The organism is Chitinophaga sp. XS-30, from assembly GCF_008086345.1.
Lineage (GTDB): Bacteria > Bacteroidota > Bacteroidia > Chitinophagales > Chitinophagaceae > Chitinophaga.
On sequence record NZ_CP043006.1, the window covers coordinates 3,939,128 to 3,954,166 of the forward strand.

The 15,039-nt window shown below is 51.9% G+C and carries 13 protein-coding genes; 9 read left to right on the forward strand and 4 right to left on the reverse strand.

Features of this window, described 5'->3' with window-relative positions; translation table 11 throughout:
* The first annotated feature begins 56 nt into the window (after nt 1-56).
* From FW415_RS16040 to FW415_RS16075, 8 genes are all read left to right on the forward strand, one after another.
* A complete protein-coding gene (locus tag FW415_RS16040) occupies nt 57-3,485 on the forward strand; it encodes a SusC/RagA family TonB-linked outer membrane protein (protein WP_148387032.1) in 3,429 nt (1,142 codons plus the stop codon).
* A gap of 45 nt (nt 3,486-3,530) precedes the next feature.
* On the forward strand, nt 3,531-4,985 hold the full coding sequence (locus tag FW415_RS16045) for a RagB/SusD family nutrient uptake outer membrane protein (protein WP_168208842.1): 1,455 nt from the start codon (nt 3,531-3,533) through the stop codon (nt 4,983-4,985).
* Between the two features lie 13 nt (nt 4,986-4,998).
* Nucleotides 4,999-5,721 (forward strand): DUF4843 domain-containing protein, encoded by a 723-nt coding sequence (locus FW415_RS16050; protein ID WP_168208843.1) that lies wholly within the window; start codon nt 4,999-5,001, stop codon nt 5,719-5,721.
* Nucleotides 5,722-5,787: 66 nt separating this feature from the next.
* Entirely contained in the window at nt 5,788-7,284 is a 1,497-nt protein-coding gene (locus FW415_RS16055) for a PKD-like family lipoprotein (protein WP_148387040.1), read from the forward strand.
* Between the two features lie 18 nt (nt 7,285-7,302).
* On the forward strand, nt 7,303-8,391 hold the full coding sequence (locus FW415_RS16060; RefSeq protein WP_148387043.1) for a TlpA disulfide reductase family protein: 1,089 nt from the start codon (nt 7,303-7,305) through the stop codon (nt 8,389-8,391).
* 165 nt (nt 8,392-8,556) lie between these two features.
* The gene (locus FW415_RS16065) at nt 8,557-9,462 is read left to right on the forward strand and encodes a mechanosensitive ion channel family protein (protein ID WP_148387046.1); all 906 of its coding nucleotides are present in this window, start codon (nt 8,557-8,559) and stop codon (nt 9,460-9,462) included.
* Between the two features lie 24 nt (nt 9,463-9,486).
* Entirely contained in the window at nt 9,487-10,032 is a 546-nt protein-coding gene (locus tag FW415_RS16070; RefSeq protein WP_148387048.1) for a hypothetical protein, read from the forward strand.
* Nucleotides 10,033-10,088: 56 nt separating this feature from the next.
* On the forward strand, nt 10,089-10,829 hold the full coding sequence (locus FW415_RS16075) for a Bax inhibitor-1/YccA family protein (RefSeq protein ID WP_148387050.1): 741 nt from the start codon (nt 10,089-10,091) through the stop codon (nt 10,827-10,829).
* A 51-nt stretch (nt 10,830-10,880) separates the two neighbouring features.
* Here FW415_RS16075 and FW415_RS16080 read toward each other — a convergent pair whose 3' ends face one another.
* The 4 genes from FW415_RS16080 to FW415_RS16090 form a co-directional block, all read right to left on the reverse strand.
* Nucleotides 10,881-11,435, reverse strand: coding sequence for a hypothetical protein (locus tag FW415_RS16080; RefSeq protein ID WP_148387052.1), 555 nt, complete (start codon nt 11,433-11,435; stop codon nt 10,881-10,883).
* Nucleotides 11,436-11,463: 28 nt separating this feature from the next.
* Nucleotides 11,464-11,637, reverse strand: a complete 174-nt coding sequence (locus FW415_RS25020) for a hypothetical protein (protein WP_168208844.1) — start codon at nt 11,635-11,637, stop codon at nt 11,464-11,466.
* Between the two features lie 54 nt (nt 11,638-11,691).
* Nucleotides 11,692-12,189, reverse strand: a complete 498-nt coding sequence (locus FW415_RS16085) for a hypothetical protein (RefSeq protein WP_148387055.1) — start codon at nt 12,187-12,189, stop codon at nt 11,692-11,694.
* Between the two features lie 103 nt (nt 12,190-12,292).
* On the reverse strand, nt 12,293-12,547 hold the full coding sequence (locus FW415_RS16090) for a hypothetical protein (protein WP_148387057.1): 255 nt from the start codon (nt 12,545-12,547) through the stop codon (nt 12,293-12,295).
* A 296-nt stretch (nt 12,548-12,843) separates the two neighbouring features.
* Here FW415_RS16090 and FW415_RS16095 point away from each other — a divergent pair, with 296 nt between their 5' ends.
* Nucleotides 12,844-14,985: a S9 family peptidase gene (locus FW415_RS16095; protein ID WP_246858767.1), complete on the forward strand. Its 2,142-nt coding sequence runs from the start codon at nt 12,844-12,846 to the stop codon at nt 14,983-14,985.
* Nucleotides 14,986-15,039: the final 54 nt, after the last annotated feature.

The following is a 15,039-nucleotide window of genomic DNA, read 5'->3' on the forward strand; positions in this document are numbered from 1 at the left end:
CCCGCGCATGAAGCGCCGTTGTTGCATTTAATGATTAATTAAAAAGGACTGCTAGTATGAAACTAACTGACTATCTGAAGTCACCTCCCGGGGTGACCTGGCATCGCTATGCGATAAAGATGAGATTATTCGCACTGTTCACTGTACTGTTTTTCCTGCAGGCGTTTTCATATGCGCAGGCGCAGGAGGTGACAATGAACGTCAAAAATGCACCATTGAGCACGGTTTTCCGTGAGATCAGGCAACAGACAGGTTATGCTTTCCTGTACAATAACGCATCGCTGAACGGCACAAAAAATGTGACGATCAATGTAACAAAAGCGCCATTGGCAGAGGTCTTACAAATGGCGCTGGCCGATCAGCCCATCACGTTTACCATTTCCAACAAAACGATTATCCTGAAACCGGCAGCCACTTATCCGAAAGATCCGGAGCCTGCTCCCGGAGAACTGCTGGAGGTGCATTCAAGAGTGATCGACGCCAGAACGAAGGAACCGATCCCGGGCGCTTCCGTAGCCGTGCTGGGTACAAAATCCGGCGTGATCTCCGGTCCGGATGGCCGCTACGTTATCCGTGTACCCAAAGGAACGAAGCTGCAGATCAGTTTCATGGGATATGAAACCCTGGTGGTGACTATCCAGCAATCGGGTGAACATGTGCATTCGCTGTCTGTTTCACAGCAATCGATCAAGGATGTGGTGGTAACAGGCGTATTCAGCCGTCCCAAACAGAACTTTACCGGTGCGGCAACTTCCTTCACACAGGAAGACCTCAGCCGGGTGACCAATAACAATGTGTTGTCCGCTTTAAAGGCGCTGGACCCCTCTTTCCAGATGCCGGAGAACATCAACCTGGGTTCCAACCCCAATGCCCTGCCGGAAGTGGTGTTGCGCGGCGGCAATAGCCTGGTGGATATCAGCCAGACAAACAATGATGCCATATTCAACTACAACAATTCTCCCAACGTTCCGCTCTTTATCCTGGATGGCTTTGAAACCTCGCTGCAAAGGATCAATGATCTGGACATGAACCGCATCGCCAAAGTGGACATCCTCAAGGATGCGGCCGCTACGGCCATTTACGGTTCCCGCGCCGCCAATGGTGTGATCGTGATCGAAACCATCCGCCCCCAGAGCGGCAAACTCAGGGTAACCTACAATGCCAGCATGTTCGTGGAAGCGCCGGACCTCACCGGCTACGATCTGCTGGATGCAAAAGAAAAGCTGGACCTGGAATATAAGGCCGGCGTGTACAATAATTCCTGGAACTCAACAAACGAACAACTGCAATATTTCTACAATCACAGGCTCTCTGAAATACAACGCGGCGTGAATACGGACTGGATGGCCCAGCCCCTGCGCACCGGCATCGGCCAGAAACACAATATCTATGTGGAAGGCGGCGCCGATGATGCGCTTTATGGTGTAAGCCTTACCTATGACAATCAGCAGGGTGTCATGAAAGGCTCCGACCGCCGAAATATGATGGGTAATACCTACCTGAGCTACCGGATCAAAAACTTCCAGTTCCGGAACGACCTGACCATCAGCGCCAACCGGGGCAATGAATCGCCATACGGCAGTTTCCGGGAATATACCAGACTGAATCCTTACTGGACGCCGTATGATGAAGACGGGAACATGAAGGTGTACCTGGAAGAAGTGCGTACCATAGACGGTACTTACCTGCGGAACTTCGATAATTATGACAACCTGGATAGCCGTGGGCCCGGCAGGGCGGTGAATCCGCTGTACAACGCCACGCTGAATACAGTGCATCGCAGTACTTACCTGAACCTGACCAATAACTTTTCCGCACAATGGCAGGCAACGCCCTGGCTGCGCTTGTCCTCCCGCCTGGCCATAACCCAGCAGAAAGATGAGCTGGATGTGTTCAGGCCCGCACAGCATACCTCTTTTGTGGCCACGCCAACCTTTGAGAAAGGCACCTACCAGAAAGGATATGGCAGAAGGAACACTTCGGAAGGGATGCTGATGGCCGATGCGAACAAACGGTTCGGGGACCACATGTTCTTCGGGACCATTGGCTGGAACTTCCAGGATATAGCGCATAGCGGGGAACATTTTACTGTTCAGGGATTCCCGAATCCCAGCATGGACCAGCTGACCCTGGGCAACCAGTTCCCTGTGGGCAGCAAGCCCTTCGGCTCCGAGTACCGTTCCCGCCTGCTGGGCTACCTCAGCAACCTGAGCTACGCCTATGACAACCGTTATCTGCTGGACCTGTCTTACCGCCTGGACGGATCTTCCCAGTTCGGATCGGAAAAACGGTTCGCTCCCTTCTGGTCCGTTGGCGCCGGATGGAACCTGCATAACGAGAAGATGTTGAGGGATCTGTCCTTCATCAATCGTTTCAAACTGCGTTACTCCCTTGGGTACACCGGTTCGCAGAATTTCCCCAGCTACCTGGGCCTGAATACGAGCAATTACTACACCGGGATGGAATACCGCGGCATTATCGGAACACAGCTCATCGGTTTCGGCAATCCCGCCCTCGCCTGGCAGCAAACGCTAAAAAGCAATTTTGGCGCGGACATTACACTTTTCAACCGGCTGGATGTTGTGGCCAACTATTTCGTGGAAACAACACAAGGCAGCATCGCCAACATCTCCTTACCGCCATCATCAGGATTCGGGACCTATGCTGAAAACATGGGCGATGTGCTGAGCAAAGGCTGGGAAGTGAATGCCCGTGTCAACCTGATCAATAACCCGGGTTCCCGCAACAACCTGTCCGTTTTCGTGAATGCCTTCCATGTGAAGAGCACGATCGAAAAGGTTTCCAACACGCTGAAACAGATGAACAAACGGGCGGATACAACCTACTCGTCCACGCCGCTCATCCGGTATGCTGAAGGCCAGTCCACCACCGCCATCTGGGCCGTGGAATCCCTGGGCATAGATCCCTCCACCGGGAACGAGATCTTCCGCACCCGGGACGGGAAGCTTACCAATACCTATAGCCCGCTGGACCAGATCATTGTGGGAGACAGCCGCCCCAAAGTGGAAGGGACCTTCGGCACCAACCTGGAGATCAACGGCATCGGTATGAACCTGTTCTTCCGTTTCCGCTATGGCGGCCAGGCATATAACCAGACGCTGATAGACCGGGTGGAGAACGTGGCGTATGCTTATTATAATGTGGACAGAAGGGTAGCAGAGGATCGCTGGATGAAACCCGGCGACCAGACCTTTTTCAAGGCGCTGGTGCCGGCGGACGGTGTAACAGGTTCCATTACCAGGGCTTCCTCCCGTTTTGTGCAGGACAATAATGAGCTGATCTGCGAAAGCCTTTCTGCCTACTACCGCTTTTCAGATGAACTGAACAAGCAGCTGCGCCTGCAGAACACAAGGATCACCTTCTTTACGGGCGACCTGTTCCGGTTCACCAGCATCAAGCGCGAACGCGGTCTGGCATATCCGTTCAGCCGTACATTCACGCTTCAGTTACAAACCTCATTCTAGTCCTTTAAATAGATGAATATGAAATTCAGCAGAAAATATCGGATCATGCTTGTTTTGGGAACTGCCATTTCACTCTCGTCATGTTCCAAATGGCTGGATGTGTCTCCTAAAACGCAAACCCGGGAGGAAGAACAGTTTTCCAGCAAACAGGGATTCATTGATGCCCTGTTCGGCGTGTATCAGCAGGCAGCAGGGGACTCGCTTTATGGCAGGAACCTCAGCTTCGGTTTGCTCGATGTGCTGGCCGGAAGGTATGAGAACAAGACCACGGGCAGCTACTACGGCTATATCGCCCGGTACACTTACACCAACACAGCCGCAAACTACCTCCTGGATGTGGAGCAGCTGCTCGCCGGCTTATGGGGAGGTGCATATGCCGCCATCGCCCAGTGCAACTATATCCTGAAGAACATCGAAAGCCGGAAGGGCATGCTCGGCAATACCGATTACAACATCATAAAAGGGGAGGCCCTGGCCATGCGCGCCTTTCTGCACTTTGAACTGCTGAAACTTTATGCGCCTGCGTATCTGGACGGCGCCAATGCAGCCCTGCCGGCCATTCCGTACCTGGAACAGTTTACCGTTGTGCCGCAGGAAAAAGGCACGGTGGGCGCTATTGTTGATAAATGCGAGGCGGAATTGCTGGCCGCGGAGGAACTGCTGTCCGTTCACACGGATATCGACCAGATTGCGGGCAATCAGGGTTCGGTATCACTCGACCTCTTCCTGATGTATCGCCAGAACCACCTGAACTATTGGGCGGTAAAAGGCGCACTGGCCCGCCTGTACCTTTACAAAGGCAACAAGCCCAAGGCGCTGCAGTACGCGAAGGAAGTGATAGAGAGCGGCAAATTCAGTTTCATGACCGCTTTGCGGCTGAATGTGGACGTCTCCACCACCGCTTCGGATGTCACCTTCAGTCCGGAACACATCTTCTCCGTATATGTTTCCGGCCTCAGAAGGAATGCCGAAAACCTTTTCAAACCCGCTGCGGATCCCAGGGATGATAACCGCGACCTCTGGTCCACCCTCACGAAAGTGAACAATATGTTCGAAGTATCCCAGCCAGGATATGGTACGGACATGCGGATACCGGCGGCATCAAAATCCATCTGGTCCGCCACCACCGCAGGAGGTAACGTGTACACAAAAAAGTACTATGTGGAAAATACCGCCAATGTAAAACAGCGGCTTGTTCCCGTCATGCGCCTGCCGGAAATGTACTACATCGCCGCGGAAGCTTCCGCTACGCCGACGGATGGACTGGCTTTCCTCAATGAGGTAAGAGAAGTGCGCGGCCTGCCTTTGCTGACCGATGCCGCTACGCTGGATGCCGAGATACAAAAGGAGTACCGCAAGGAATTTTACGGCGAAGGCCAGTTCTGGTACTACCTGAAACGCAGGAATATCGCCACCATCCCTGACGGCGTTGGCAACCCTATGACGGAAGCCAAGTACACCTTCCCGCTGCCGCAGGCCGAAATTGAATTTGGTAAATAATAAATGGATGAACATGAACAAAATCGTCATATACGCCGCCCTGTTCCTCTCAACGCTCTTTGTAGCCTGCACGAAGGATGAAAGGCTGATGTACCAGGAAGATCCGAGGGTCTATTTTACAAAGTTCGTTACCAATGCGGACAGCATTGTGTATTCCTTCGCAACGGGACCGGAAGACCTGACCGTGGATACCGCCTGGCTGAATTTCCGGATCATGGGCACCGCCGCTGACCGCGACAGGGAGATCAATCTGAAAACAGTGGATACCTCCACCGCCATAGCCGGATATCATTATGCCGTGCAACCGCTGATCATACCAGCCGGGGAATACACGGCCAGGATACCGGTACTGCTTTACCGCAGACCGGGATTGAAGGACAGTGTTGTGGACGTAGTGTTCGAGGTGGCTGAATCCGCGGATTTCAAGCCGGGATATGAGGACCGGACAAGCACTATCTCGCAAAGGTACGACCGGCTGCACTACAAGATCAGCATCAACGATCAGCTGCTGAAGCCGGCCAACTGGGATAACAGCCTGGTTTGGAGCTTCGGGGCCTATTCAACCACCAAATTCAAATTCATGATAGATGTCACCGGCCGTACGATATGGACAGGCGCCATTTACCCGGGCGACCAGTATTTCTACATCCAGGCGCTGAAGCTCGCGCTCTACAATTATGAACAGGCCAACGGGCCGATGCTGGACGAGAACGGAGAGCGCGTTGTGTTTCCTTAACTGTTAAAAAGTATGATGATGAAACCGAGGTTCCATCTGACCCGTAAAAAAATAAAATATTAACGGATGAAATTCAATCTGACGATATCAAGTTTACTATGCACCATACTGGTAGCCGGTTGTTATAAGGATAAAGGCAATTACGATTATGTCGCCATCAATCAGCTTTCCATATCCGATGACAGCACGCCGGCCAGCCTTTCCATTACGTTGGGCGACTCCCTGAAGATCACACCGGTGATTCAGCAAACACTGGCGGGGAACGAGGACAGTCTCGCTTATGAATGGATGGTGTTCGACAATTCACCGGCCAGCGATTATACTTTGCCGAGGACGGTGATCTCCACTGAACGTAACCTGGCCGTGAAGATCGCTGCCCCGGTTTTTACCCTTGGCCAGAACTACCGCCTGACCTACAGGGTTACGGACAAGAACACCGGGATAAGCACCGCGATCTTTTACAATATGATCATCACCAACAAGTATGCTTCCGGCTGGCTGATACTGGAAGAAAAAGGGACGGGCGGCGATCTGTCCATGATCCTGCCGGATGGTACGCTGGAATTGGGCGTGTACAGCAGTCTTAATGCGGACCATCCCATGGGAAAACCGGTAAAGCTTGAAACAACGCCTTACCAGGTGACCGACGGCTTTTCCAACGTTTCCCGCAAGATCTATCTGCTGACCGAGAATAACGGTATGGAACTGAGCTATCAGACGATGCTGCGGCAATGGGATTATGCTTACCTGTTCTACGCTGCGCCGGCAGTATCCAAACCTACGCGGCTGATGTGGATGATGAATAATACTTACAACAGCCCATCCCAGGGGGTGATCATCAACAACGGCAAAGTGCATTCCAACCTGGTAGGCGGTTTCCCCGGCACCAAGAAATGGGGGGAAGCGCTGGCCACACCGGCCGGGAACTACAGTTATGACATGGCGCCGTACATTGCCGGAGGCACCACGTACACCACCGTGGCGTTTGACAAGCTGGCGAAGCGTTTTTATGTGGTGGGCCTGCAGGGGCTTTCTGATTTTCCCGCGGCGGCAAGCACACTGTTCGATCTGAATGATGTAGGCATGGATATCCTCTACATGGATACCGCGAATGTAACGCGCGAGTATAACGCTGTGATGAAAGACGCTTCCAATGCGCCCTGGCTGCTCCGCTTCAAACTGGCGGTGGCTAATAACGATCCTCCGAACCTTACCCTGCAGAAAACGCAGATGGATGCACCGGGATTGCTGAATATGACGGCCATAGCATCTTCCACGCTCACGCCGCATATCTATTATGCCACGGGCAATGTGATGTACCGTTACGAGACCACTTCCAATACTACCGTACAGCAATATGCTTTCCCGGCAGGGGAGAGCATCGTGAAAATGCAGTTCCAGCGCGATCCGGGCGGCGCCTCACGGCTGGTTGCCGCAACCTGGGACGGAACGCAGGGAAAGCTGTATTTCTTCGAAGTATCATCTGTCGGCCATTTTACCACGTACGAAACAATGTATGAAGGCTTCGGCAGGATCGTGGATATCGGGTTCAAAGTACCATAACCTTTAAAATAAAGTTGAATGAAAAGATTGTTAGCCTTTGTGCTGTTATGTTCTTCCGCTGCCTATGCGCAGGAGAAGGCCGCATTTACCCTGAACGGGAACATCAGGGACCGCTCCGAAGGGAAAGTGTACCTCGGCCACTCGGAAGACGGGAAGCAGGTGCTGGACTCCGTTATGCTGAAAGAGGGAAAATTCTCCTTTCGCGGGAAAACCAGCAGCGGGGAATTTTACTTTCTGCGGATCGACGGATTGCGGAACGGCTTCGGTTTCTTTGCCAATAAAGGAACGATGAACGTTACCGCGGACAGCACCTTCAGCGAAGTGAGCATTACGGGCGCCGAACACCAGCCGGCATACGATGAATGGAAGAATATCTGGGGCGCCACGCATACAAGAGCGGGCTCACTATATCAAAAGCTCGACGCTGCTGAAAAAGCAAAAGACACCATAGCCCGTGCAGCGGTCAGGAAAGGTTTTGATGAGCTTGGTAGGGACCTGGACAGCGGAGTGTTCCGTTTTGTGCGCAAATATCCGGCGTCCCCGGTAACGCCGTGGGTCATCATCGACCGGTATATCAATTATCCCGCGCCGGCGAAAGTAGCTCAACTGATGCCATTGCTGAAGCCGGCCGCGCTCAATTCTGTCTATGGCCGTGAGCTGAAAACAACGCTGGACATTGCTGCCAAAACCGATATAGGCGCCAAACCGGATTTTGCCCTGGCGGATACCTCCGGCAACATCGTGAAACTCTCCAGCTACAAAGGCAAATATGTGCTGGTGGATTTCTGGGCCAGCTGGTGCGGGCCGTGCCGCAAGGAGAACCCCAACGTGGTGGCCGCCTATAACAAATACCACGCAAAAGGCTTCGAAGTGCTCGGCGTAACGCTGGACACCAAACGCGATGCATGGATCGCCGCTATTGAAAAAGACGGTCTCACCTGGGCGCATGTGGGCGATCTGAAAGGATGGAAAAGCGATATCGTGGAAGAATACGGCATCCGTGCGGTGCCCACCAACTTCCTGCTGGACCCCGGAGGAAAGGTGATCGCCAAAGACCTGCGGGAAGAAGCGCTGCAGGAAAAACTCGCGGAGCTGTTCGCTGAATAGACCATAGAAAACCGGTACCATATGAAGGGTTGTCTCGCCAGAGGCAGCCCTTTTTTGAAGTCCCCCGCGCGGCAGCCCCACATCCGCGAATAATTCATTCATTCCGCAAGAGCAAAACGGCAGGCGGCATTTTTGTTGCCGGCCTTTTTTGTAATTTTGCTGGCAATGTTAACAGACCAGGCTACATATAACCGCAAGAAATTCAGGAACCAGATACTCATTTTCATCATCAAGCTGCTCGTGTACCTTGGCCTGATGTATTTCAACTTCACCCAGCAGGCGCTTTTTGCAAAATATGCCTGGCTGGGCCGGATGGCTGATGCTTTGTCCCTTTTCCTCGGCGCCAACCTGCTGATCTCCGTCGGCTGGATCGTGATGATCTTCTGGTACCTCCAGAAGCACCGGCTGCAAAAGCTGACCCGGGACAACTTTGTGCTGGGCATCAACCGCATTTCCTCCGTGCTGAATACCGTTTTTTTCCTCGTGGCGCTGCTCATGTTCTTCGGTTCGGACCTGTCGCAGCTGTTCTTCAGCCTCAGCATCGCCGCTGCCGCATTCGCGCTGCTGTCGAAAGACTATGTGACGAATATGATCAATGGCCTGATCATCATGTTCTCTGACCAGTTGTCCCTCGGTGACCAGATCAGGGTGAACGAATACCGGGGAAAGGTGCTGGATATCACGCTGATCAACGTAGTGCTGCAGAATGATGATGATGATATTGTGCTGATCCCCAACTCGGTGATCTTTTCCTCCATGGTGCTGAACCAGAGCAAGCAGAACATTAAGAAGCTGACCATAGAATTTGAGCTGGACCTGAAGCATCATGCCTCGCCGGATGTGGTGGAAAAGGAGTTGAAGAGCGTACTGCGCCCGTTTTCCAATAATATCACCGATAACAGCTTTTCCCTGAAGATACTGGAGATCAAAAAAGACGCAGTGCATTACAAAGTGCAGTTCCTGATCCCCCGGCCGGATAAAGAAACCGAACGCCGGATGCGCCGCCTGCTCAACAGTACCATCCTTTCCTTTTCCGGCCGCGAGGTGAACACGCAGGAAACATCCGGGTAATTGTTATATTGCCAAAAAAACAGCATGGAAGAACTCACAGCAGGCATCGGCTCGCGTGTACAGCACGCACGATTTGGGCCGGGTGTGATCATTGGCGTGAAATACGCCCAGTTCGTGGTCACCTTCATCAATCATGGCATAGAAGAGATCGACAAAACAGATCCCCTGTTCGAGGTCCTGTATATGGAGAACCAGACGGTGGAAGTGGAAACCGTTTCACAGGTGGAAACCTCCCTATTGAAAATACTGCGCCTCTGGGGCGGGTTTTCAGAGATCGTGCCGCTTGGGGACAGGTGGGTTGGCGGAACAATGCTGCTGCAGCCGAAAGACCCAGCCCTGAAGCCCAAGGAAGTGCCCATTGAGGCGTTTTTTCACAAGATCGTTATGGTGCGGGACAGGTTGCGGGTGCTGGAACAGCAGATCAACAGCCATAAACTGCTCAGTGATGAGGACAAAGTGAACATGCAGCAGTACATCACCCGCATTTATGGCTCCCTGACCACTTTTAATGTGCTGTTCCGTGACAAGGAGCATTGGTTTACAGGGGAAAAAGGAGGGAAGGAGGACTAAGCTGCCAACTCCTGAAAACATTGTATATTTACCATTATCAAAAATATTTACTGAACATGGCATTATTTGAATCCAACAACCCTGTACTGAAGGAAAAAACATTCGAGCAGGCATCCCGCCTGGAGTACTCCGAGTCGATGACGCTCGGTGGTACGATCGGTAAAATGGCGTTCCTGCTGGCCATGGTGCTGGCCGCCGCTGTTTATTCCTGGGGTGCGTTCTCCAAGGGTGAGAACATTATGCCGCTGGTATTGGGCGGTGTTATCGGAGGCCTTGTGCTGGCGATCATTATCATTGTGAAGAAGGAGTGGAGCCCTTACCTGGCGCCGGCATACGCGCTGGCCAAAGGTCTGGCGCTCGGCGCAATATCCGCAATGTACAGCAGCCTGTACGATGGTATTGTATTGCAGGCCGTGGGGCTGACCATCGCCACTTTTATCTCCATGCTGGTATTGTACCGCGCCAGGATCATCCGGGCTACAGAACGGTTTAAAGCGATCGTGGTGACCGCAACCATGGGGATCGGTGTATTCTACCTGATCGCCTTTGTACTCGGCTTTTTCAATATCAATATTCCCTTCCTGCACGAAGGCAGCCTGCTTGGCATCGGCTTTTCCCTGGTGGTGGTGGCTGTGGCCGCATTGAACCTGATCCTGGATTTCGATCTGATCGAGAACGGGGTAGCGCAGGGCGCACCGAAATACTTTGAATGGTTCGGGTCTTTTGCCCTGCTGGTAACACTGGTATGGCTCTACCTGGAAATACTGCGTTTGCTTTCCAAGATCAATAGCAGATAAGATATTTCATTGTATGATATTTTGGAAAGGGCCGGGGTTTCCGGCCTTTTTCTATACTCGGCTTGTTTGAATGACCTTGCCTTGCGTAATTTCCCGGGTGATGAAATTCTCAAAACATTGCGAAAAAGTACCGGCATTCGGATGATCCTCGTGGATCAGCAAGCCAAGGAACCATGGGGACGGGTCTGCCTGATCTTCTTTCAGTTCAAAATTATAAAGTATCCAGCCCTCCAGCGTGGATTGCAAATACCAGCGTTCCGCAAATAGGCGGCTACGCGCATTTTCTTTTTCATCGCCATTTTCACAGACATAAAAATATACCGGCAGAATACCTCCCGCCTGTATAAAATTATTCAGTATCTCCCGGATGGTGGGCTCTACCAGATTGTCAAATTTTCGCTCACCTTTATTCGGAGGACGTTCCAGATAACTCCTTGTAATATTGATCTCATAAATTAATCCGTCATTGTGCAGGATGGGATCGTCAGAAAAACGACCGATTGAACTGTAAAATTCAATAATATACAGACAGCCCAAATCTGTCGGGAAAACAAAACTTTGCGTTGGAGGCACAGAAGGCCCTGAGGCATAGGGGTACAATGGCATAAATCAACAATCGTTCTGGTCAGTTTTTTTATTTCGCTTTTGCCTTTTCGCGAATTTCAACAAGCTTACCGACAATGCCACTTTCCTTCGATTTTCGGGAAAGATGCTCAACTCGTCCGGCCTGCTGCTCCCGAGGCTGCAACAACGCCTCTTTTAAAGCGGCTTTGTTGACGGTGATGGATTTGCTTATTATCTTTTTCATAGCCTTGCAAATATACGGAAAAGACGACAATTCAGTTCCGGGATCAGCATTGGGTCACACTCCCCCCAACGCCTCCCTGCTCACATTCCTCGCAATCACATCCCAGGCCTCCCGGTTCCAGCGGAAATGGATATCCCGGCGGTTGATGAACCGGTCTTCCCGGCTGGGAAAATAGTTAGAGCGGGTGGACACAAAGATCGTCAGCGGCCAGCCCTCACGGTGGGTTATATCGGCATGTTCCGCCTGCTCCAGGTAAACCTCCCGGTTCCTGACGTAATAGATCCCGCAGGATTGCACCTCGTTCCACAAAAAATGAAGGTCCCAGAAAGGGCTTTTGTAACGGATGCCCTTCTCATCCAGCGTTACCACCGTCCGGCGGCGTACAAGTGACAGCGTGGCCAGCAAAACCAGTATCACAACTGCCGTCCATATCAAACCCCTGGCATCTTTCAGCCAGCCGATGATCAGCAGGGATATTGCAGTAAAAAAAAATATAAAGCCAGTCGTTAGTTTACTTCCCCGGACACGGATAGTCCTGGTGATCTTTGCCATAGCGTAATCCGTTTATCCCACAGGTATAAAAAAGGCGGTGCATCGGATGCACCGCCATTATCAGTAGGTGTTGTAAAAAAGCGGTTAAATGGAGCGTATCAGGTTAGCAATCATGATCTTCGCCACGCAAGGTGCGCTCGATCCTGGTTTTCACCGGTGCACTGAAGCCTTCCAGCTCAATGTTCGGGTGCTCGTCAAGACAAATCCTGATCTTGCCGTTCTCCTGCATTAATACGTCGTGAATTGGTTCCAAAAGGGCGAAAAGCATACGTTTACCGCTTTCCGCGATCTGGTTCATGATGGAATCCTCTAAATGAACGAATTCCCGGTTTTTGTAAGAATAGGATACCTGTACCATTTGTGTTTAGTTTTTCAATAGGATTGCTTAATTAACGTAAAAGTAATGAAAAATATAAATCAACAAAATTTTTTATAGATAACTTATCCACATTCTAACTTTATACATTATCAATATTTTAATTGCAATCGTTTCCATGTTATCCACATCCTTATATCCATCATCCCGCCCTTTTGTTACCCCTTTTGCCATTTAACATTTTCCCCGCCTGCCATTGCAGATAATTCCATTATTTTTACCCATTATCCAATTTTTCAGTCTATATGCATGTAATCCGTAAAATCCAGGTGCTTTGTATGCTCCTGGTCATCACAGCACCCGTATTCGCACAGGAATTGAAATGGACCCGGAACGGGGAGGGGATCTGGAGGGAAGAAGACGGCGCCATTGTTGCCTACCAGGCAAATGACAATCAGCGCATGATCAAAGTGCCCGCAGCTGCATTGACCCCCGAAGGCCGCAACACTCCGCTGGATATCAGCAACTTCAGCTTTACGCCGGATGAAAAACAACTGCTTGTCTTTACCAACACCCGCCGCGTCTGGCGCTATCACACCCGTGGAGACTACTGGATCTATGATACCGGCACAGGCAGGTTGCGCCAACTGGGCAAATCCCTGCCGGAATCTTCGCTGATGTTTACCAAAATATCTCCGGACGGCACTAAGGCCGCCTATGTCAGCGGCCATAATCTCTATGTGGAAGATCTTGCCAGCGGCAAAACAGAGCAGCTGACCAAAGACGGGTCCCGCAGGCTTATCAATGGCACGTTCGATTGGGCCTATGAAGAGGAGTTCAGCTGCCGCGACGGCTTCCGCTGGAGCCCGGATGGCAAAAATATTGCCTACTGGCAGATCGATGCCGGCAAGATCCGGGATTTCCTGATGATCGATAATACGGACTCTGTCTATTCCTACACCATCCCGGTGGAATACCCCAAGGCAGGGGAAAGCCCCTCCGCCTGCAAAGTGGGCGTTGTTAACCTGCAAAGTAAAAAGACCACCTGGATGCAGGTGCCGGGCGATCCGCAGCAGCATTATATTCCCCGCATGGAATGGCTACCCGGTAAAAACGAACTGATCATCCAGCAACTCAACCGCAAGCAAAATACCTCCCGCCTGATGCGCTGCCAGGCAGACGGGAAGGTGCAAACGATTTATACGGAAAAGGACGAGGCCTGGATAGATGTGAAATCCCGCTGGGACAATGATGATATCACCGGCTGGGACTGGGTGCAGGATGGCAAAGCCTTCATCTGGGTCAGCGAGAAGGATGGCTGGAGGCACCTCTACAGCATTTCGGCGGACGGTAAAAAAGAACAGCTGCTCACACCCGGCAATTACGATGTGATCAACATCAGTCTTATTGACGAAAAGAACAAGGTCATCTACATACACGCTTCCCCGGAAAATGCCACGCAGCAGTATCTCTACCGCGTACCGCTGTCCGGCGGCCCGGCGGAAAAGGTAACACCGGCCGACCAGCCGGGCACGCACAAATATGATATTTCGCCTAACGGGCGGTTTGCTACCCACGTTTTCGAGAACCATGCCATGCCTCCGGTCAGCGAACGTATTTCCCTGCCGGACCATAAAAGCCTGACTGGCAAGAACTTTGGTGCTGATGCTGCAAGAACTGCTGCAAAGCAAAGTCCCGTCAGCTTCTTCCAGGTAACTACGGAAGACGGGGTTACGATGGACGGCTGGATCGCCAAACCAGCCAACTTTGATTCCACGAAGAAATACCCCGTGGTCTTCTATGTATATGGAGAGCCTGCCGGCTGTACTGTGGAAGACGGTTTTGGCGCCGGGCGCAATTTCCTGTATGCGGGAGATATGTCAGGCGACGGCTATATCTACATCTCGCTGGATAACCGCGGTACCCCGGCCCCGAAAGGCCGTACCTGGCGCAAAAGCATCTATCGCAAGATCGGCCGCCTCAATGCGCGGGACCAGGCAATGGCCGCGAAAGAAATTCTGAAATGGCCTTATGTGGATAAAGACCGGATCGCGGTATGGGGATGGAGCGGAGGAGGCTCCATGACCCTGAACCTGCTTTTCCAGTACCCCGAGATCTATAAAGCCGGCATCGCTATTGCTGCCGTGGCTTCCCAGCTGACGTACGACAATATTTACCAGGAGCGCTATATGGGCCTGCCGCAGGAGAACAGGGAAGATTTCACCGACGGCTCGCCGATCACTTACGCCAGCCGTCTGCAGGGCAAACTGCTGTACATCCACGGTACCGGGGATGACAACGTACATTATCAGAACGCGGAATTGCTGGTGAACGAGCTGATCCGGCATAGGAAGATATTCCAGTTCATGCCCTATCCCAACCGCACCCACAGCATCAGCGAAGGAGAGGGGACGTTTGAGCATCTTTCTACACTGTACACCCACTTCCTGCGGGAAAACTGCCCACCCGGAGGCCGGTAACAGGCAGGAGTGGGGTTAATGTCGTTGCTCAATAAAGCTATTGAATAGCTGAGC